Here is a 19,392-nt window from a genome sequence, read left to right as displayed (position 1 = left end):
GAGTCTCGTGCTCAGCGACCCTCCTCGCGCCGGTCGGGACGAGGAACGTCGCTGAGACCGAGTCTCGCGTACCCGGGCGGGCGCTCAGCGCGAGCGGGAGAACGCGGCGTCGAACGCGGCGTCGGGCGGGGCGATGGTGCCGAGCTTCCGCACGAAGGCGAGCGCCTCGGGGCCGCCGACGAGTCGGTCCATGCCGGCGTCCTCCCACTCGACGCTCGTCGGGCCGTCGTACCCGATGTGGTTCAGCACGCGGAACACCCGCTCCCACGGCACGTCGCCGTGCCCGGCGGACACGAAGTCCCACCCGCGACGGGGATCGCCCCACGGCAGGTGCGAGCCGAGTCGACCGTTGCGGCCGTCGAGTTGCTTGACCGACTCCTTGCAGTGCACGTGGTACACCCGGTCGGCGAAGTCGAGCAGGAACGCGGCGGGGTCGAGGTCCTGCCACACGAAGTGCGACGGGTCGAAGTTGAACCCGAACGACGGCCGGTCGGCGAACACCTCGAGCGCCCGCTTCGCCGTCCAGTAGTCGTAGGCGATCTCGGAGGGGTGCACCTCGAGCGCGAAGCGGACGCCGACCTCCTCGAAGACGTCGAGGATCGGCGACCAGCGGTCGTGGAAGTCCTGGTACCCGGCCTCGATCATCGCCGGCGGCACGGGCGGGAACCCGGCGACGGTCTTCCAGATCGAGGACCCGGAGAACCCGGTCACGGTGGTCACCCCGAGCGCGGCCGCCGCACGGGCGGTCCACTGCAGTTCCTCGGCGGCCCGCTGCCGGACGCCCTCGGGGTCGCCGTCGCCCCACACGTGCGGCGCGAGGATGTCCTCGTGCCGCTGGTCGATCGGGTCGTCGCACACGGCCTGCCCGGTCAGGTGGTTCGCGATCGTCCAGACCTGCAGCCCGTTGCGCTCGAGGACCGCCTTCCGGTCTGCCACGTACTCCGGGTCCGTCGCGGCGCGCCGCACGTCCAGGTGGTCGCCCCAGCAGGCGATCTCCAGCCCGTCGTAGCCCCACTCCCCCGCAAGGCGCGCGACCTCCTCGAAGGGCAGGTCCGCCCACTGCCCGGTGAACAGGGTCACCGGCCTGGTCGACCGTCCGCCGCCGTCCGGCCTGGAGGCGCTGCCCACCTCGGTCTCGCCGGTTCCGTCCGTCGTCGTCATCGTCGTCGTCCTTCCTCGCCTGTCGTGTCGTGTCGCGTCGTGCTGCTGCTGCTGCTGCTGCTGCTGCTGCTGCTGCTGCTGCTGCTGCTGCTGCTGAGTCTGGCTCACCAGGACCCGGGTGTGGCGCCCGCCGGCACGGTGTCGGGACGGTCGACGCGCGACCGGACCTCGACCACGGTGTGCTCGCGGGCGGCGGTCGACACCGCTTCCATCACCTCGAGCACGTGGAAGGCGAGCTCCCCCGACGCCCGGTGCGGTCGGTCGGTCGCGACCGCGTGCGCCATGTCGGCCAGGCCGTACCCGCGTCCGGCGTCGGCGTACCCCGCGCTCGTCGGCAGGTCCCGCCACTCGCGGGGCTGTGCTGTTCCCCCCTGGGCGACGGCGATCGACACCGTGTCGGAGAACCGGTTCGGGTCGGGGACGCCGAGCGTGCCCGCGGTGCCGTACACCTCGAACAGCGGCGCCCGGGTGGCCCAGACCTCGAACGACACGGTCACCGTCGAGACGACACCGTTCACGTGCTCGAGGACGGCGACCACGTGCGTGTCGATGTCCACCCGGAGCGGGGTGCCCGCGGCGGGACCCGTCGCGATGGTGCGCTCGCGGTCGGAGCGGGTCGAGGCACCGCTGACCCGGAGGACCGGACCGAAGAACGACACGAGGCTCGTCAGGTAGTACGGCCCCATGTCGAGCAGCGGACCGCCGCCGGGCTGGTAGTAGAACGCGGGCGCCGGGTGCCAGAGCTCGTGCCCGGGCGCCGACCACGACACCGCGGCCCCGACCGGGCTGCCGATCAGGCCGTCGTCGAGCGCGGCCCGTGCGGTCTGGATCCCGGTGCCGAGCACGGTGTCCGGCGCACTGCCGACCCGCAGGCCCGAGCGCCGCGCGAGGTCGAGCACGGGCTGCGCCTCGGCCGTCGACATGGCGAGCGGCTTCTCGCCGTACACGTGCTTGCCGGCCTCGAGTGCCCGGGTGGCGATCTCCGCGTGCGCGGCGGGGATCGTGAGGTTGAGCACGACGTCGACGTCGTCCGCGGCGATGAGCTCGTCGACGCTCGTCCCCCGCACACCCTGCGTCCCGCCGACCGACTGCGCCCGGTCGACGTCGATGTCCGCGACGGCGGTGAGCTCGAGGCCGGGCAGCGCCGGGAAGTGCTCGAAGTACTGCTGGCTGATGACGCCGACCCCGACGACACCGACCTTCATCGGGCTGCCCACAGGAGTCCCCTCTCGATGATCGTGCGGAGCGGCTGCGACTCGACGACCTCGAGCCGGTGCCCGGGTGCCGAGACGAACACGCGCCCCTCGCCCCACTGGCGGGTCCAGATCGCCGGTGCGGTGACCGGACGGTTCCAGGCGTCGAAGTCCCGGGCCTCCTGCGTGGTCGTCGCCAGCACGTCGTTGTACTCGTCGGAGAGCACCCAGTACTGCTCGGTCACGAGGTCGAAGTCCTCGATGCCCTGCGTGATCGGGTGCTCGTGCCCGGCCTCGGTGATGTGCACCGTGTACGGGATGTAGTTGTCGGACTGCTCGCCGGTGCGCTCCGACGGGTGCTTGCCCGCGTGGTGCGCGAACTGGCCGCCGACCATGTGCAGGTAGTCGGCGGTGTTCCGGAACGCGTCCGCGATCCCGCCGTGCCAGCCGGCGAGCCCGGCACCGCCGAGCACCGCCTGCTGGAGCCCGGCGAACTCGTCGTCGGCGATGGTCGACATCGTCACGACCTGCACGACCAGGTCGACGTCCGCCATCACGGACGCGTCGGCGTACACCGCCGTCGAGTCCGACACGTGGACGTCGAAGCCGTTGTCGCGGAGGAACGGGACGAACAGGTCGGTGGTCTCGACGGGCATGTGCCCGTCCCACCCGCCACGGACGACCAGCGCTCGCTTCGTCGTGTCGGCCATCAGATCGCCGTCCAGGTGCTGCCGTCGGCTGCGCTGCGCTCGACCGCGTCGAGGACCCGCTGCACGTGCAGCCCGTCCGCGAACGACGGCTGCGGGTCGGTGCCGGCGACGATCGCCCGCACGAAGTCCGTCACCTGGTGGCTGAAGGTGTGCTCGTAGCCGATGAGGTGCCCGGTCGGCCACCACGCGGCCATCCACGGGTGCTCCGGCTCGGTGACGAGGATGCGGCGGAAGCCCTGCTCCCCCGCGGGCGCCGACGACTCGTACAGACGCAGCTCGTTCATCGACTCGAGGTCGAACTGGATCGCACCCTCGGACCCGCTGACCTCGAGCGTCAGGCCGTTCTTCCGGCCGGTCGCGTAGCGCGTGGCCTCGAAGGTGCCGATCGCACCCTCGGCAGCGCCGCCGGTCAGACGGCCGAGGAAGAACGCGGCGTCGTCGACGGTGACCTGCCCACGCTCGCTGGACGCAGTGCCGGAGAGCCCGACGCCCTCGGCCATCAGCGGACGCTCGTGCACGAAGGTCTCGAGCGTGCCGGACACGGTGGCGAGCTGTGCGCCCGTGACGTGCTCGACGAGGTCGATCGCGTGCGCACCGATGTCGCCGAGCGAGCCGGAGCCGGCGAGCGCCTTGTCCAGGCGCCACGTCATCGGACCGTCCTCGTCGGCCAACCAGTCCTGCAGGTAGAGCGCGCGGACCTGGCGGACCGTGCCGATCCTCCCGTCCGCGACCAGCTGGCGGGCGAACGCGATGGCGGGGACGCGGCGGTAGCTGAAGCCGACCATCGCGCGGACCCCGCGCTCGGCGGCGGCCTCGGCGGCGGCGGTCATCGCCTCGGCCTCGGCGACGGTGTTGGCGAGGGGCTTCTCGCAGAGGACGTGCTTGCCGGCCTCGAGCGCCGCGATCGCGACCTCGACGTGGGAGGACCCCGGCGACACGACGTCGACGACGTCGATGTCCGGGTCGGCCACCACCTGCCGCCAGTCGGTCGACGCGGTCTGCCAGCCGTACTGCCGCCGCGCGGCCTCGGTGCGCTCGGCGTCGCGGCCGACGACCACGGCCATCTCGGGCTCCACGCCGAGGTCGAAGAACCGCGGTGCGGTCCGCCACGCCTGGGAGTGCGCCGCCCCCATGAAGCCGTGCCCGACCATGGCGACGCGCAGTCGTCCCGGTCCGTGTCCGTCCTGTGCCATCCACTCGCTCCTTTGCGATCCGGTGTTGCCAGGATCCACCCTACCGCTTATGTTGGGCGCGGCAACATTTTGTTTCGACGACGAACGGTGACCCACCATGGCAACGACGCCCACCCGCGACGACAAGTTCTCCTTCGGTCTCTGGACCATCGGCTACAACGGCTCCGACCCGTTCGGCGGCCCGACCCGTCCCGCGCTGGACGTGGTCGAGGCGGTCGAGAAGCTCGACGAGCTCGGTGCCTACGGCCTGACCTTCCACGACGACGACCTGTTCGCCTTCGGCTCGACCGACGCCGAGCGCCAGGCGCAGATCGACCGCCTCAAGGGCGCGCTCGACTCCACCGGGATCATCGTGCCGATGGTCACGACGAACCTGTTCTCGGCCCCGGTCTTCAAGGACGGCGGCTTCACCTCGAACGACCGGAACGTCCGTCGCTTCGCGCTCCGCAAGGTGCTCCGCAACCTCGACCTGGCCGCCGAGCTCGGCGCGAAGACCTTCGTCATGTGGGGTGGCCGCGAGGGCTCGGAGTACGACTCCGCCAAGGACGTGCAGGCAGCGCTCGAGCGCTACCGCGAGGCCGTGAACCTGCTCGCCCAGTACGTCACCGACAAGGGCTACGACATCCGCTTCGCCATCGAGCCGAAGCCGAACGAGCCCCGCGGCGACATCCTGCTGCCGACCCTCGGTCACGCGATCGCCTTCACCGAGACGCTCGAGCGTCCGGAGCTGTTCGGCATCAACCCCGAGGTCGGCCACGAGCAGATGGCGGGCCTGAACTTCACGGCCGGCATCGCCCAGGCGCTCTACCAGGGCAAGCTCTTCCACATCGACCTCAACGGGCAGCGCGGCATCAAGTACGACCAGGACCTGGTGTTCGGCCACGGCGACCTGCAGAACGCGTTCTCGCTCGTCGACCTGCTCGAGCACGGCGCCCCGCAGGGTGGCCAGGCGTACGACGGTCCCCGTCACTTCGACTACAAGCCGAGCCGCACCGAGGACATCACGGGCGTCTGGGACTCGGCGAAGGCGAACATGCGCATGTACCTGCTCCTCAAGGAGCGCGCGCAGGCGTTCCGTGCCGACCCCGAGGTGCAGGAGGCCCTGTCCGCCGCCAAGGTCGACGAGCTCTCGACGCCGACGCTGAACAGCGGCGAGTCGTACGACGACTTCCTCGCCGACCGCTCGGCGTACGAGGACTTCGACGCCGACGCGTACTTCGGCGGCAAGGGCTTCGGCTTCGTGCGCCTGCAGCAGCTCGCGATCGAGCACCTCATGGGCGCTCGTGGCTGACGTCGTCGAGCGTCGGCTCGTCGTAGGGGTCGACTCCTCGACCCAGTCCTGCAAGGTCACCATCCGTGACGCGGCCACCGGTGCGGTCGTCCGGGAGGGACGCGCGTCCCACCCGGACGGCACGTCCGTCGACCCCCGCCACTGGTGGGACGCGCTCGGCACCGCGATCGCGGACGCCGGCGGGTTCGACGACGTCGCCGCCGTCGCGATCGCCGGGCAGCAGCACGGCATGGTCGCGCTCGACGCCGACGGTCGCGTGGTCCGCGACGCGCTCCTCTGGAACGACGTCCGCAGTGCCGACGCGGCCGCGCAGATGGTCGACGAGCTCGGCCGGGAGGCATGGGTCGCCCGGACGGGTCTGGTGCCGGTGGCCTCGTTCACCGGCACCAAGCTGCGGTGGCTCCGCGACGCGGAGCCCGACAACGCGGCGCGCGTCGCCGCCGTCGCACTCCCCCACGACTGGCTGTCGTGGCGGCTGCGCGGGTACGGACCGGCGGACGAGAGCCCGCTCGGACCGGACCTCGACGCCCTCGCGACCGACGGCTCGGACGCCAGCGGCACCGGCTACTGGGACCCGGTGCGCCGGGAGTACGACACCGAGCTGTTCGAGCAGGCGCTCGGTCGTCGTGCACGGGTCGCTGCCGGAACGCACGACGGCACCGCGCACGACGGGGACGACGACCTGGTCGTCGTCCCGCGGGTCGTGGTTCCCGACGAGGCGATGGGCACGCTGACGTCCGACGTCGAGCTGCCGGGCGGTGCCGTCGCCCGCGTCGGCCTCGTCGTCGGCCCGGGGCTCGGCGACAACGCCGGGGCAGCGCTCGGCCTCGGGCTCGGCCCGGGCGACGTCGCGGTGTCCCTCGGCACCAGCGGGACGGTCTTCGGCGTCACCGACACCGAGGTGACCGACCCGAGCGGGACCGTGGCGGGCTTCGCCGACGGGACCGGGTCGCGCCTCCCGATCGTCACGACCCTGAACGCGGCCCGCGTGCTCGAGGTGATCGGCGGACTCCTCTCCGTCGACCACGACGAGCTCGGCGAGCTCGCGCTGCAGGCGCCGGCGGGGGCGGACGGGCTCGTGCTCGTGCCGTACTTCGTCGGCGAGCGCACGCCGAACCGGCCGGACGCGACCGCCTCGCTCGTGGGCATGACGCCCGTGACGACCGACCGGGCGCACCTCGCTCGTGCGGCCGTCGAGGGCATGCTCTGCGCCCTCGCCGACGGTCTCGCCGCGGTCGAGGACACCGGCGTGCACGTGTCGCGGCTGCTGCTCATCGGTGGGGCCGCGCGGAACGAGGCCGTCCGGGCCGTCGCCGCGCAGGTGTTCGGCCGCGACGTGTCGATCCCGGAGCCCGGCGAGTACGTCGCCTCGGGTGCCGCTCGACAGGCCGCGTGGGTGCTGACCGGGAGCCTGCCGTCGTGGGAGGTCTCCGCGACGGTCGCGCCCGCGGACCCGCACCCCGAGGTGCTCGAGCAGTACCGCTCCGCCGCACGCCAGTAGGACGAACCGCTCGTAGGAAGACGAATCGCTCGTAGGGTGCAGGAAGAACCGGCACCCTACGAGCGGTTCGACATCCCGCACGCGGAACAGCCCACGTCACCTCTGCCGGAAGGACCCCATGCCGCTCACCGACCTGCCCCTCGACCAGCTCCGCGCGTACCGGCCGACCGTGCGGCGGCCCGACGACCTCGACGCCTTCTGGACGGACACGATCGCCGAGGCCCGAGCGGCCGGCGCCGGGACCGAGCCCGTGCTCGTCCCCGCCACCACGCCGGTCACCGCGCTCGACGTGCAGGACCTGACGTTCCCGGGCTTCGCCGGCGACCCCGTCCGTGCCTGGGTCTCGCGTCCGGCGGGCTCGACGGGTGACCTGCCCGCCGTGGTCGAGTTCATCGGGTACGGCGGCGGTCGGGGCCTGCCGGGCGAGCGGGTCTCGTGGGCCCTCGCCGGGTACGTGCACGTCGTGATGGACACCCGCGGGCAGGGCAGCGGCTGGGGGTCCGGCGGTGACACCCCCGACCCGCACGGCTCCGGCCCGAACGGCGGCGGGTGGATGGCGAGCGGCATCGCCTCGCCCGCCGAGCACTACTACCGCCGCGTGTACACGGACGCGGTCCGGCTCGTCGACGCGATCCGCACGCTGCCCGGGGTCGACCCGGACCGCATCGTGTTGACCGGCGGCAGCCAGGGCGGCGGCATCGCGATCGCCGCGGCCGCCCTGGTCGAGGCGCACACCGCACCGCTCGTCGCCGTGCTGCCGGACGTCGCGTTCCTGTCGGACTGGGAGCACGGCACCGACGTCGCGGTGGGCGGCCCGTACCTGGAGCTCGCCCAGTACCTCGCCGTGCACCGGGACGCGGTCGAGACCGTGTGGGACACCGCGGCGTACTTCGACGGCGTGAACCTGGCCGCACGGATCACGGCCCCGGCGCTGTTCTCCGTCGCGCTCATGGACGACGTGGTGCCCCCACGCACGACCTTCGCGGCGTACAACGCACTGGCGTCGACGGACAAGCACATCGAGGTCTACCCGTACAACGGCCACGAGGGCGGCGGCCACCGGCACTGGGAGCGGCAGGCGGCGTTCCTGGCGCAGCGCCTCGGCTGACCCGTAGTTAAAGTTAACAACGTTGGACCGGCGACGATAAATTTAACGCCGGAAAGCCGGAAAGCCGGAACGCCGCGACGCGCACCGCACCGCCGGCACCCGGCGACGAGGCGCAGACTGGTCCGCGCATGCACAGCGACACCCGGACCCCCACCGCGACCGAGCACCACGGCACCGTGGTCGACGATGCCGTCGACCTGTTCGAGGGCGTCTACAGCAGTCACGACATCAACATCGGGCAGGCGGTGGCCGACGGGTTCTCCTACCGCTACCGCGCGGTCGGCGACGAGCGGGTGACCACCGCGACCTCGGCGGTCGCAGCGCACCGCTGGGGCACGATCAACCCCGGGCGGCAGTACACCCTGGCGTGGGCCACCGGACCGGGCATGGTCCTCGACGCCGACCGCCGCGACCCGATCACCATGCACCCGAACCTCCCCGTGGCGTACCCGGCAGGGCGCCCGTTCACCTTCGACGCCGCCCCCGCGGTGCAGCACGTCATCCGCTTCGACGCCGACTTCCTGGAGTCGGTCTCGGCAGCGCTCCGAGGAGACCTGCCCGGCCCGCTCGACCTGCGGACGACCGCCGACCCCGACGCCCTGCCCGCACTCCGCCGGACGATCGCCGGGGCCGCGGGGACACTGTGGGACCCGCGCGCCGCGCCGCCCCTCCGCGAGGCGCAGCACCGGAGGATCGCCGAGGCCGTCCTCGAGGCCTTCGACCAGACCCCGCCGTCGGGCATCGCTGCGGCGGGGCACGGTGCGGTCCGCGCCGCCCAGGAGTGGATCGCGGCGAACGCCCGCCGACCGCTCACCACGGCCGACGTCTGCCGCGCCACGGGGCTCAGCGCCCGGGGCCTGCAGGCGGCGTTCCACCGTGCGGGCGCGGCGAGCCCGATGCAGTTCCTGCGCGACGTGCGACTGCACCGCGTGCACGCGGCGCTCGAAGCCGGGGACCCGTCGACCACCACGGTCGCCGAGGTCGCCAGGGCGTGGGGCTTCGCGCACCTCGGTCGGTTCGCGGGCACCTACGCCGGCGCCTTCGGCGAGCGCCCCTCGGACACGCTGCACCGGAGGGTCCGGCGGGAGACCGGTCAGTCCCCGAGCAGTGCTCCGACGGCGTCCACGACGACCTGACGGCGGCGCATCGGCACGACCGAGGCGACCGGAGCGGACGCCTCGGGCGGGAGGGTCGACCAGACCTCGGCGAGCTGGACGACGAGCGCGTAGAGCACCGCGGGGCGGAAGCGTCGCGGGAGCACCCCGGCGCGCTGGGCCCGCTCGACCTCGGCGACGGCGTCGGCGTACTGCGCGGCGAGCGCCTCGACCGGCGTGTCCGGCCGCTCGAGCCGGTGCCAGGTCGCGAGCCGCTGCACCCACGGGCGCTCGACCAGGACGTCGTGCAGACGACCGGCCCACGCGGCCAGGTCGGCGGTGTCGAGCGGCGCGGCGTCGTGCACGGCCGTCAGCTCGCTCGTCAGCAGCGCGTCGAACAGCCCGTCCTTGCCCCCGAAGTAGTGGAAGACCTGCGCCTTGTTGCTGCCGGCCTCGGCGGCGAGGCGCTCGACGCGCGCCCCGGCCAGCCCGTGGGCGGCGAACTCGTCGCGGGCGGCGGCGAGCAGGGTCGCGCGCATCGCGTCGGCAGCGGGGGGCGTGAAGCGGGCCATGTCCGACACGGTACCGATCCGCGGACCGGTCCCGGTGGCGACGCGGCGACCGGGGACACACGGGAGGCCCGTGGCGGCGTCGCCACGGGCCTCCCGTCCCGTCTCGTGGTCGGGTCGGCTACTCCGCCGACTCGTCGTCCTCTTCGGGGTTGAAGTGCGAGTCGTCGCCGGCGAAGCCGGCGGCCACCCCCTCGGGGTGCGCGGGGATCGTGCCGTCCTCGCCGAGGCCGTCGGGCTTCTCGGTGCCCTCGGGGTCGTTGACGGTGTCGCGCGGGTCGTCGGCGTCGGTCATGGCGTGCTCCTTCACGGTGTGAGGAGGGCCACGGTACCCACGCTCCCCCGGGGTTCCCGGAGCGTGCACGGGTCCCGGACCTCGCGGTGCGGTCCACGGCCGTGTAGCCTCGCGGGCACAGCGACCAGGAGGGGCGTCATGGGGGACACCGACGACGATCGACCGTGGGGCGACGACGCGTTCGAGCACCCGCGGAAGCGCGGTTGGTTCGCGACCGCGGTGCGCATCGTCGCGCGGTCCGTGACCGCCGTCGGCGCCGCGAGGAACGGCGCGCAGTCGCCACGGCAGCTCCCGCTCGACCCGCCCCCTGGTCGGTACGACCACCGCCCCTGACGGCGTCGCGCCGGAGCGGTACTGCGGACCTTCCGTGTGCGGGTTCGAGTGATCGCGGAGTGCGCCGAGCGGCCTGCCGGACGAGCGCGGCGCGGGCCGGGCCGATTGGCTGATCGCAGGTCGTCGGAACCACCGACGCGCGACCCGAGAGGCCATCGATGGACTGGCAGTCCGACGGCATCCCCCTGCACCCGCTCCTCGTGCACCTGACGACGGTCTCCGTCCCGGTCGCGGCCCTCGTCGCGATCGTGACCGCGGCCTGGCCGGCGGCCCGACGGTGGCTCGCGGTCGGCGCACCGGTCATCGCCCTGGTGGCGCTGGTCTCGGTGCCGCTCGCGACCTCGTCCGGCGAGTGGCTCGAGCACCGTGAGCGGGAGACCGCCCTGCTCGAGCGGCACACCGAACTCGCGGACGGTCTGCTGCCGTGGTCGATCGCGGCGTTCGTGCTGCTGACGGCGTGGTGGGGCTGGCACCGCTTCGCCGCGCGTGACGAACGCCGGGCTGGCACGGGCGGTGGGCATCGTCGGCCCCGTGCTGCTCGTCACCGCCGGGATCGGCTCGCTCGTGGAGGTCGTCGTGATCGGTCACGCCGGCGCCGTGTCGGTCTGGAAGGGCTGACAGGAACCGCCGCCGGGTTGCGCACCGCTCCCGCCGTCCTCCCAGCCCAGGGGCGGAGCGTGACGGGCAGGACCCGCGTCCTGCGGACAGTCACCGAAGAGGAGCAGCGTTGAGCGACGACAGCACGACCGGCACGCACGGCACCGACGGCACCGAGCCGCACGACACGGCCACCCCGCAGGGAGCCTCCTTCCACGGCACCCACGCCCGGGACGCCGACGGCACGGACACCTGCAGCTTCCACATGGCCGGGTCCCTGCCCGCCGGTGGCGACCACCTGGGCGGCACGTTCGGCCAGGCGCCGTCCTCGCTCGAAGGGTGGTACCCGCAGCGGCTCCGCGTCGAGCTGCTCCACCGCAACGGGGTCGACGCCGACCCGCTCGGCGCGGACTTCGACTACGCGGCGGCCTTCGCCACGATCGACCTCGAGGAGCTCAAGCGCGACATCATGCAGCTGCTCACGACCTCGGTCGACTGGTGGCCCGCCGACTACGGCAACTACGGCCCGCAGATGATCCGCATGGCGTGGCACGCCGCCGGTACCTACCGCATCGCGGACGGCCGCGGTGGTGCGGGCACCGCGATGCAGCGCTTCGCCCCGATCAGCAGCTGGTGGGACAACGGCAACACCGACAAGTCGCGACGACTGCTCCAGCCGATCAAGCGCAAGTACGGCAACGCGCTCTCGTGGGCCGACCTGATGGTGCTCACGGGCAACTGCTCCCTCGAGCTCATGGGCCTGCCGACGTACGGGTTCGGCGGCGGTCGGCTCGACGCGTGGGAGCCGGACGAGGGCACCTGGTGGGGCCCGGAGGTCTGGGACCCGCACCACGTCGAGAGCTACGACGACATGGTGCAGCGCGACGAGCGGTGGCACGGCGAGAACGGCGACGCGGACTACGACCTGCAGAGCCCCCTCGCCGCCTCGCACCAGGCGCTCATCTACGTCAACCCCGAGGGCCCGTACGCGAACGGCGACCCGATGGGCTCGGCGCGCGACATCCGCATCACCTTCAGCCGGATGGCGATGAACGACGAGGAGACCGTCGCCCTGATCGCCGGTGGCCACGCGTTCGGCAAGAGCCACGGCCAGGTGCCCGCGGCCCAGATCGGCCCGCCGCCGGAGATCGCGCCGATCGAGGCGATGGGGCTCGGCTGGCACAACCCGCAGGGTGCCGGCAACGGCAAGGACACGATGACGAACGGCATCGAGGGCAGCTGGACCCAGGACCCGACCCGCTGGGACAACAGCTACCTCGAGAACCTGTTCGGCCACGAGTGGGAGCAGACGAAGAGCCCCGCGGGCGCGCTGCAGTGGACACCGAAGGACCCCGACGCTCCGCGCACCCCGGACGCCCACGTGCCCGGCGAGACGCACGCGCTCATGATGATGACCTCGGACATCGCGCTGAAGGTCGACCCGGCCTACCGCGAGGTGTGCGAGCGCTTCCTCGCCGACTTCGACCTGTTCACCACGGCGTTCTCGAAGGCCTGGTACAAGCTGACGCACCGCGACATGGGTCCGAAGCACCGCTACCTCGGCCCGGAGACGACCATCTCGGACGACCTGCTGTGGCAGGACCCGCTGCCCGACGCGGACGGCGACCCCCTGACCGACGCGGACGTCGACGCCCTCCGAACCGCGATCCGCGCGACCGGCACCCCGGTGTCCGACCTGGTCGTCACCGCGTACTCCGCCGCCTCGACCTACCGCGACAGCGACAAGCGCGGCGGCGCGAACGGCGGACGCATCGCGCTGGCACCGCAGAAGGACTGGCCGGTCAACCGCCGAACGGTCCCCGTCGTCGAGACCCTCCGCGGGGTCAAGGCGACCTTCGAACAGGACGGGAGGCACGTCTCGCTCGCCGACCTGGTCGTGCTCGCCGGCTGCGTCGGGGTCGAGGACGCCGCGCGCGCCGCGGGTGTCGAGGTCACGGTGCCGTTCACGCCCGGCCGCGTCGACGCCTCCCAGGAGCAGACCGACGTCGAGATGTTCGAGTGGCTGCGGCCGGTCGCCGACGGGTTCCGGAACCACGTCTCCGAGCGCTTCGCGGACTTCGCCCCCGGCGTCGCTCCGGAGGCCGTGTTCCTGGACCGCGCGAACCTCATGACGCTCACGGCACCGGAGTGGACGGTGCTCACCGGCGGGCTGCGGGTGCTCGGCGCGAACTGGGACGGCTCGTCGACGGGTGTCCTGACCGACCGCGTCGGCGCGCTGACGACGGACTTCTTCGTCAACCTGACGGACACCGACCTGGTGTGGAAGAAGACCGACGACACCGAGACGACCTTCACCGGGACCGTGCAGGCCACCGGCGAGGAGCGTTGGACGGCCTCCCGGAACGACCTGGTGTTCGGCTCGAACGCGCAGCTCCGCTCGATCGTCGACGTCTACGCCGGGAGCGACGGGCAGGAGCGCTTCGTGCGCGACTTCGTCGCCGCGTGGGACAAGGTCATGATGCTCGACCGCTACGACGTCAAGGGGCACCGCCGGTACGGCCCGATGGCCGCCTGACCCGGGTCGGCTCCGCGCCCGTCAGGCCCGGCCGAGGACGACGACCGTCACGTCGTCCTCGGCCCGCTCGGCCGCGCGCAGCCGCACCGTCTCGAGGAAGGCGACGACGCCGGACGCGGTGCGCAGCGTGCGGGCGAGGTCGAGGAGCGTGTCGATCGTGCCGTCGCCCAGGTCGAGCGCGCCGTCGCTCACCACGACGAGGGCGTCGCCGGGCTCCAGGGTCGTGGTCGACGCCCGGCGCAGGGTGCCCTCCGGGTGCAGTCCGAGCGGCAGCCCGTGCGACCGGAGCACCCTCGGCGTGCCGTCCGCCGGGACGTGCACCGCCAGCCCGTGGCCCGCGTCCACGATGTCGACGACCCCGCTGGCAGGATCGAGCCGGGCGTGGAACAGGGTGGCGAAGGCGCTCGCGCGGCCGAGGTCCTCGGCGAGGGCGGGCTCGACGGCGGTCACCGCGGCCACGGGCGGGACGGTCCGGTGCTGCCGGAGGGCAGCGCGGATGCCCGCCGCGAGCAGTGCGGCCGGCTGTTCCTTCCCCATGACGTCGGCGAGGGTCAGGACGAGGTCACCGTCGACCACGGACCAGTCGTGCAGGTCGCCGCTGAGGTCCCCGTAGGGCACGGTGATCCCGTCGATCCGGTACCCGGCGGGTGCGACGGCGCTCGGCGCGAGGGCGGTGGCGACCTCGAGCAGGCGGTCGTGGTGCAACCCCTGCCCGAGGGCTCGTTCGGCCCAGTGCCCGAGGTCGATGAGCGCGGCGATGTCCTGCGGGGAGAACGCGCGCGGTCGGGTGTCCATGAGGCAGAGCGTCCCGACGGGCTCCCCGCCGGCGATGGTCAGCGGGACGCCCGCGTAGAACCGGATGCCGCGCCGCGTGACACCCGGCAGGTCGGCGGTGCGGGGATCGACCGTGGTGTCCGGCACCACGGTCGGCTCCGTCTGCTGCACCGTCAGCTGGCAGAACGACCACCCGACCGGCCCGGAGGCGATCTCGTCGGGGATGTTCGGCGTGAGGGTGTGCAGCAGGTCGTCGTCGAGCACGTTGACGTAGGACAGCGGCACGTCGAAGACCTCGCGCGCGACCCGGACGATGCGCTCGAAGCGCTCCGACGGTGCCGCGTCGACGACGTCGAGCGCCGCGACGAGCGCACTGCGCACGCGTGCCTGGTCGTCGGTGCTCACGGCTGTCGTCCTCCTCCTGGTCCACCGGGGCCGCGGTGCGTGGTGGCACACCGTGTCGCGGTCCCCGTGGAAGACTCGTTCCACCGTACCGGCCCGACGTCGGGACGCACGCGGACGCCGCCGCGGGGTCCCTGATCCGGACACTCCGCGGCGGCGCCGACCGACCGTCAGTGCTGCCCGGTCAGACGGTCGTCCAGGTGACGGTGCGCCGGTCGGCCAGCGTGACCCCGTGCACGGCGCCGGTCAGGCGAACGACCGCACGCTCCGTCGCGGACCGGGGGAACTCGTGCCGGATCGGCCCGTCGCCGGACGCGACGATCCCGCCCGTCTCCAGCGGGCCTCCCGGCCGCGACGCCGACGCGTCGGACGCGACCCACACCTCGACGTCGCCCGGCTCGACCACCTTCCGCATCGCACGGTCGGTGAAGGCGAACCGCGCGACGGGCACGTCGAACTCCATTGTGACGGACTCCCCCGCCGCCACGGCGACCCGCGCGTAGCCGAGCAGGTGCGCGACCGGACGCGTGATCGACGCGTGCGGGTCGTGCCCGTAGAGCTGGACGACCTCGACGCCGTCCCGGTGGCCGGTGTTCCGCACGGTGACCGACGCCGTGAAGGACCCGTCCGTGGTCGCGGTCCCGTCCACGGTCAGGTCCTCGTACGCGAAGGACGTCCACGTCAGGCCGAAGCCGAACGGTCGGACCGGGGTGGAGTCCGTCGCCGTGACGTCGGACGGACCGCCGAGGCGCGGGTGCAGGTACGAGTACGGCTGGGCCCCGGCCGACCGCGGCAGCGAGACCGGCAGGCGACCCGAGGGTGCGGCGGCACCGGTGAGCAGGTCGGCGATCGCGGTGCCGCCCTCTTCGCCGGGGAAGAACGCCTGCACGACCGCAGCGGGCTTCTGCTGGTCGCCGTCGAGCGCCCAGCCGATCGCGTACGGGCGACCGGTGAGCAGCACGACGACGGTCGGGGTGCCGGTGCCCACGACTGCCTCGACGAGCTCGCGCTGCACGCCGGGCAGGTCGAGCGACTCGGAGTCGTTGCCCTCGCCGACCGTGCCGCGACCGAACAGGCCGGCCTGGTCGCCGACCACCACGACCGCGACGGCGGACTCCTGCGCGACCGCGACGGCCTCGGCGATGCCGGAGCGGTCGTCGCCCTCGACCTCGGTGCCGCGGGCGTACCGGACGGCGTCGGGTCCGAGCGAGTCCTGCAGCGCCTCGAGCACGGTCGGGATCGCGAAGCCGAGGTCCAGCCCCGGGTGGGTGGCCAGCACGTGGTTCGCGAACGAGTAGCAGCCCTGCAGGGCCTCGGCGCGGTGGGCGTTCGGGCCGATCACCGCGACCGGGCCCTGCAGGACGGCGCCCGGGGTCTGGGAGACGGGGGCGGCAGCGCCGCCACCGACGGGGGCGGCGGCGCCGCTGCCGAGCGGCAGCACGCCGTCGTTCGACAGCAGCACCAGCGACTCGGCCGCCAGTCGCCGCGCCAGCGCCCTGTGCTCGGGCGAGTCGAGGTCGACGGCCGTCGGCGGCTCGTCCTCGAAGGCGTCCGGTTCGAGCAGACCGAGCCGCTCCTTCTGCCGGAGCACGCGCAGCACGGCACGGTCCACGAGGGCCTCGTCGACGAGTCCGCTGCGGACCCGCTCGACGAGCGGCGCGAGGTACGCGTCACCCGTCGGCAGCTCGACGTCGATGCCGGCCGTGAGCGCCGTCGCGGCCGCCTCGCCGCGGTCACGGGCGACACCGTGCATCACCTCGAGGAACGCGACGGAGAAGTAGTCCGCCACGACCGTCCCGTCGAACCCGAGCCGGTCGCGCAGCAGGTCGGTGAGCAGCGCGGGGTCGGCGGCGACGGGCACGCCGTCGATCTCCGCGTACGAGTTCATGACGCTCCGGGCACCCCCGTCGACGAGCGCCATCTCGAACGGCGGCAGGAAGACGTCGGCGACCTCGCGCGGACCGGCGTGCACCGGCGCGTGGTTGCGACCGGCTCGTGAGGCCGAGTACCCGAGGAAGTGCTTGAGCGTCGCGTCGACACCGGCGCTCTGCACGCCCCGCACGTACGCGGTGCCGACCGTGCCGACCAGGTAGGGGTCCTCGCCGATGCACTCGTCGACGCGTCCCCAGCGGGGGTCCCGCACGACGTCGAGCACGGGCGCGAGGCCCTGGTGGACGCCGAGCTCACGCATCGAGCGGCCGATCACGGCGCCGACCTGCTCGACGAGCTCCGGGTCGAACGACGCTCCCCACGCCAGCGGCGTCGGGAAGGTCGCCGCCTTCCACGCCGCGAGTCCGGTCAGGCACTCCTCGTGGACGAGCGCCGGGATGCCGAGGCGCGTCTCGCGCTTCAGCCGCCGCTGCTCCGCCCACAGCCAGGCGGCGCGCTCGTCGGGTTCGACGGGTCGGGTGCCGTACACGCGGGTGTACTGCCCGAGTCCGTGCCGGGTGACGTCGGCGAGCGCCGTCCCCTGCTGCGCTGCGGCCATCTCTCCCTGCATCGGGGCGACGACGCCGTTCTGGTCGAGCCAGTAGCCGACCAGCTGCGCCGTCTTCTCCTCGAGCGTCATCGCGGCGAGCAGCGCGGTGACGCGGTCGGACGGGAGGCCCGTGGCGGCGCCGCCACGCGCCTCCCGTCCGTCGCGGGTGGCGTCGGTGAGCGGCGGTGCGGACGTGCCACGCGCCTCCTGGCCGTCGGTGGTGACCGTGTGGTCGAGCGTGGTCACCCCTTCACCGCCCCGGTCAGGCCGCCGACGATGCGCTTCTGGAAGATCGTGAAGAACACCAGCGCGGGGATCATCGACATCGACGTGAACGCGAGGACCTTGGCCGTGTCGACGGAGTACTGCGACGAGAACGCCTGGACACCGAGCGGCAGCGTGTACGCGGCCTCGTTGTTGAGGATGAACAGCGGCAGGATGTAGCTGTTCCAGCTGCCGATGAAGGCGAGGATCCCGACCGTCACCACGCCGGGCAGCGACAGCGGGACGATCATGCGGAAGAAGAAGCCGAGGCGGCTGGCGCCGTCGATCGAGGCGGCCTCCTCGAGCTCGTCGGGGATCGCCCGCAGGAACGGCACCAGGATGATGACGGTCGTCGGCAGGGCGAACGCGATCTGCGGCAGGATCACACCGGCCAGGCTGTTCGTGAGACCGAGGTCCTTGACGAGCAGGTAGAGCGGCGTGATGGCGACCGTGATCGGGAACATCAGGCCCGCGGCGAACAGCGCGTAGACCGCCCCGCGGCCCCGGAAGGAGTAGCGGGCGAGCACGAAGCTGACCATCAGGCCGAGCACGACGACGCCGAGCGTGGTGCTCAGGGCACTGATCGTCGAGTTCCCGAGCTGCTGCCAGAAGATGCCGCTCGACAGCACCGAGCCGTAGTTGCCGAACTGGAACGGCGCGGGCAGGCCGGCCGGGCTCGTCGTGATCTGCGAGTTCGTCCGGAACCCGCCCAGCACGATGTAGAGCACCGGGGCGAGGTTCGCGGCGACGAACAGGATCGCGACGACGTAGGTCAGCGGGCTCGCCTGACCGAGTGCGGCCCCGGACTTCCGCGCCCGGGCACCACGGCGACCGGGGGCGACGAGGTTGGTGGTGGCGCTGGTGATGGCCATCAGTGCTTCCTCTCGGTGATGGCGCCCGCGGTGTCCCGACGGAGCACGAAGTGCTGGTAGACCAGGGCGACCGCGAGCGAGATCAGGAACATGACCACGGCGACGGCGCTGCCGAACCCGTAGTTGCCCGAGGTCCGGCCGTTCGCGACCATGTACGTCGCCATGGTCGAGGTGCCCGCGGTCGAGGAGATGTACTGGCCCCAGATGATGTAGACGAGGTCGAACAGCTGGAGGGAGCCGATGATCGACAGGAACGCCCAGATGCGGATGGTCGGGCCGAGCAGCGGCAGGGTGATCCGGCGCTGGATCTGCCAGTAGCTCGCGCCGTCGATCGCCGCCGCCTCGAAGAGCTCCTCGGGGATGCTCTGCAGGCCGGCGAGGAACAGGATCACCGCGAAGCCGATGTACTTCCACGAGATGATCGCGAGGAGGCTCCAGATCGCGATGTCCGGGTTCGAGAGCCAGTCCTGACGGAGGCCGCCGAGCCCGATGCCCTGCATCAGGTCGTTCACGGCACCGTTCGACTGGAGCATGAGGCTCCAACCGGTGCCGACGATGACCTCGGAGATCACGTACGGCACGAAGACGAGCACGCGGACGAGTCCGCGACCGCGCATCTTCTGGTTGAGCAGGAGCGCGAGGACGATCGCGATCGGGCCCTGCAGCACGAGCGACATCACGACGATGAAGCCGTTGTGCAGCAGGACGGACTGGAACGCCTTGTCCTGGAAGATGATCAGGTAGTTCTGCAGCCCGACGAAGTTCGTCGGTGGGCCGTAGCCCTGCCACTTGTAGAAGCCGTAGTACGCGGCCAGCGCCACCGGCAGGATGACGAAGGTCACGAAGACGATGACCGCGGGTCCGGCGAGGACCGCGATCTCGACGCGCTTGCGCCAGTCGGCGACGCGCTTGGCGGTCCGCCGGGCGGGGAGCGGCGAACCGCTCCCCGCCGGGGACGTCCCGGGAGCTGTGCCCGACGCCTTCGCCGGGTTCGTGCCGAGGGAGGTGTCGAGCGCCATG

17 protein-coding genes are annotated in these 19,392 nt (G+C 72.6%); 7 read left to right on the top strand and 10 right to left on the bottom strand.

What is annotated here, in order from left to right:
- Positions 1–84 precede the first annotated feature (84 nt).
- The 4 genes from ACIPEQ_RS06265 to ACIPEQ_RS06250 all read right to left on the bottom strand — a co-directional run bounded on the left by ACIPEQ_RS06265 (position 85) and on the right by ACIPEQ_RS06250 (position 4,257).
- The gene (locus ACIPEQ_RS06265) at positions 85–1,161 is read right to left on the bottom strand and encodes a sugar phosphate isomerase/epimerase family protein (protein WP_402714809.1); all 1,077 of its coding nucleotides are present in this window, start codon (positions 1,159–1,161) and stop codon (positions 85–87) included.
- A 104-nt stretch (positions 1,162–1,265) separates the two neighbouring features.
- Complete coding sequence (locus ACIPEQ_RS06260; RefSeq protein WP_402714507.1) at positions 1,266–2,378, bottom strand: Gfo/Idh/MocA family protein; 1,113 nt, start codon at positions 2,376–2,378, stop codon at positions 1,266–1,268.
- Entirely contained in the window at positions 2,363–3,064 is a 702-nt protein-coding gene (locus ACIPEQ_RS06255) for a ThuA domain-containing protein (RefSeq protein WP_402714506.1), read from the bottom strand. Before ACIPEQ_RS06255 ends, ACIPEQ_RS06260 begins: the two co-directional genes overlap by 16 nt.
- Positions 3,064–4,257 carry a Gfo/Idh/MocA family protein gene (locus ACIPEQ_RS06250; RefSeq protein ID WP_402714505.1) on the bottom strand — a complete coding sequence of 398 codons (1,194 nt, stop codon included), beginning with the start codon at positions 4,255–4,257 and terminating at the stop codon, positions 3,064–3,066. Before ACIPEQ_RS06250 ends, ACIPEQ_RS06255 begins: the two co-directional genes overlap by 1 nt.
- Before the next feature lie 97 nt (positions 4,258–4,354).
- Between ACIPEQ_RS06250 and xylA the strand changes: the two genes are divergently transcribed.
- The 4 genes from xylA (at position 4,355) to ACIPEQ_RS06230 (ending at position 9,293) form a co-directional block, all read left to right on the top strand.
- Positions 4,355–5,548 carry a xylose isomerase gene (gene xylA, locus ACIPEQ_RS06245; RefSeq protein WP_137766612.1) on the top strand — a complete coding sequence of 398 codons (1,194 nt, stop codon included), beginning with the start codon at positions 4,355–4,357 and terminating at the stop codon, positions 5,546–5,548.
- Positions 5,541–7,049 carry a xylulokinase gene (locus ACIPEQ_RS06240; RefSeq protein WP_402714504.1) on the top strand — a complete coding sequence of 503 codons (1,509 nt, stop codon included), beginning with the start codon at positions 5,541–5,543 and terminating at the stop codon, positions 7,047–7,049. Before xylA ends, ACIPEQ_RS06240 begins: the two co-directional genes overlap by 8 nt.
- A gap of 118 nt (positions 7,050–7,167) precedes the next feature.
- Positions 7,168–8,157 carry an acetylxylan esterase gene (locus ACIPEQ_RS06235; RefSeq protein ID WP_402714503.1) on the top strand — a complete coding sequence of 330 codons (990 nt, stop codon included), beginning with the start codon at positions 7,168–7,170 and terminating at the stop codon, positions 8,155–8,157.
- A 128-nt stretch (positions 8,158–8,285) separates the two neighbouring features.
- Entirely contained in the window at positions 8,286–9,293 is a 1,008-nt protein-coding gene (locus ACIPEQ_RS06230; protein WP_402714502.1) for a helix-turn-helix domain-containing protein, read from the top strand.
- Here the strand turns inward: ACIPEQ_RS06230 and ACIPEQ_RS06225 are convergent.
- A complete protein-coding gene (locus ACIPEQ_RS06225; RefSeq protein ID WP_402714501.1) occupies positions 9,251–9,823 on the bottom strand; it encodes a TetR family transcriptional regulator in 573 nt (190 codons plus the stop codon). The two genes, ACIPEQ_RS06230 and ACIPEQ_RS06225, sit on opposite strands and share 43 nt — an antisense overlap.
- Before the next feature lie 118 nt (positions 9,824–9,941).
- Positions 9,942–10,115 (bottom strand): hypothetical protein, encoded by a 174-nt coding sequence (locus ACIPEQ_RS06220; protein ID WP_209823113.1) that lies wholly within the window; start codon positions 10,113–10,115, stop codon positions 9,942–9,944.
- A 138-nt stretch (positions 10,116–10,253) separates the two neighbouring features.
- On the opposite strand from ACIPEQ_RS06220, the gene ACIPEQ_RS06215 reads away from it, so the two are divergent.
- From ACIPEQ_RS06215 to katG, 3 genes are all read left to right on the top strand, one after another.
- Complete coding sequence (locus ACIPEQ_RS06215; RefSeq protein WP_402714500.1) at positions 10,254–10,448, top strand: hypothetical protein; 195 nt, start codon at positions 10,254–10,256, stop codon at positions 10,446–10,448.
- A 158-nt stretch (positions 10,449–10,606) separates the two neighbouring features.
- Entirely contained in the window at positions 10,607–11,179 is a 573-nt protein-coding gene (locus ACIPEQ_RS06210; protein WP_402714499.1) for a DUF2231 domain-containing protein, read from the top strand.
- Positions 11,176–13,581, top strand: a complete 2,406-nt coding sequence (gene katG / locus ACIPEQ_RS06205) for a catalase/peroxidase HPI (RefSeq protein WP_402714498.1) — start codon at positions 11,176–11,178, stop codon at positions 13,579–13,581. Before ACIPEQ_RS06210 ends, katG begins: the two co-directional genes overlap by 4 nt.
- Before the next feature lie 21 nt (positions 13,582–13,602).
- Here the strand turns inward: katG and ACIPEQ_RS06200 are convergent, their stop codons facing one another.
- The 4 genes from ACIPEQ_RS06200 to ACIPEQ_RS06185 all read right to left on the bottom strand — a co-directional run bounded on the left by ACIPEQ_RS06200 (position 13,603) and on the right by ACIPEQ_RS06185 (position 19,391).
- Entirely contained in the window at positions 13,603–14,760 is a 1,158-nt protein-coding gene (locus ACIPEQ_RS06200) for a PP2C family protein-serine/threonine phosphatase (protein ID WP_402714497.1), read from the bottom strand.
- 181 nt (positions 14,761–14,941) lie between these two features.
- Positions 14,942–17,338: a glycoside hydrolase family 3 N-terminal domain-containing protein gene (locus tag ACIPEQ_RS06195; protein ID WP_402714808.1), complete on the bottom strand. Its 2,397-nt coding sequence runs from the start codon at positions 17,336–17,338 to the stop codon at positions 14,942–14,944.
- Between the two features lie 140 nt (positions 17,339–17,478).
- On the bottom strand, positions 17,479–18,372 hold the full coding sequence (locus tag ACIPEQ_RS06190; RefSeq protein WP_209679692.1) for a carbohydrate ABC transporter permease: 894 nt from the start codon (positions 18,370–18,372) through the stop codon (positions 17,479–17,481).
- On the bottom strand, positions 18,372–19,391 hold the full coding sequence (locus ACIPEQ_RS06185; protein WP_126892593.1) for a carbohydrate ABC transporter permease: 1,020 nt from the start codon (positions 19,389–19,391) through the stop codon (positions 18,372–18,374). Before ACIPEQ_RS06185 ends, ACIPEQ_RS06190 begins: the two co-directional genes overlap by 1 nt.
- Between the last annotated feature and the right edge of the window lies 1 nt (position 19,392).

Source organism: Curtobacterium sp. NPDC087080 (assembly GCF_044745105.1).
Taxonomy (GTDB): domain Bacteria; phylum Actinomycetota; class Actinomycetes; order Actinomycetales; family Microbacteriaceae; genus Curtobacterium.
The sequence above is the reverse complement of the archived record's forward strand: the minus strand, read 5'-3'. Positions and strand labels throughout refer to the sequence as shown.

Coding starts and splice junctions, on each gene's coding strand:
- ACIPEQ_RS06265 (WP_402714809.1), bottom strand. CDS start 1,161: ATGACGACGACGGACGGAACCGGCGAGACCGAGGTGGGCAGCGCCTCC.
- ACIPEQ_RS06255 (WP_402714506.1), bottom strand. CDS start 3,064: ATGGCCGACACGACGAAGCGAGCGCTGGTCGTCCGTGGCGGGTGGGAC.
- ACIPEQ_RS06250 (WP_402714505.1), bottom strand. CDS start 4,257: ATGGCACAGGACGGACACGGACCGGGACGACTGCGCGTCGCCATGGTC.
- xylA (WP_137766612.1), top strand. CDS start 4,355: ATGGCAACGACGCCCACCCGCGACGACAAGTTCTCCTTCGGTCTCTGG.
- ACIPEQ_RS06235 (WP_402714503.1), top strand. CDS start 7,168: ATGCCGCTCACCGACCTGCCCCTCGACCAGCTCCGCGCGTACCGGCCG.
- ACIPEQ_RS06230 (WP_402714502.1), top strand. CDS start 8,286: ATGCACAGCGACACCCGGACCCCCACCGCGACCGAGCACCACGGCACC.
- ACIPEQ_RS06225 (WP_402714501.1), bottom strand. CDS start 9,823: ATGGCCCGCTTCACGCCCCCCGCTGCCGACGCGATGCGCGCGACCCTG.
- ACIPEQ_RS06220 (WP_209823113.1), bottom strand. CDS start 10,115: ATGACCGACGCCGACGACCCGCGCGACACCGTCAACGACCCCGAGGGC.
- ACIPEQ_RS06215 (WP_402714500.1), top strand. CDS start 10,254: ATGGGGGACACCGACGACGATCGACCGTGGGGCGACGACGCGTTCGAG.
- ACIPEQ_RS06210 (WP_402714499.1), top strand. CDS start 10,607: ATGGACTGGCAGTCCGACGGCATCCCCCTGCACCCGCTCCTCGTGCAC.
- ACIPEQ_RS06190 (WP_209679692.1), bottom strand. CDS start 18,372: ATGGCCATCACCAGCGCCACCACCAACCTCGTCGCCCCCGGTCGCCGT.
- ACIPEQ_RS06185 (WP_126892593.1), bottom strand. CDS start 19,391: ATGGCGCTCGACACCTCCCTCGGCACGAACCCGGCGAAGGCGTCGGGC.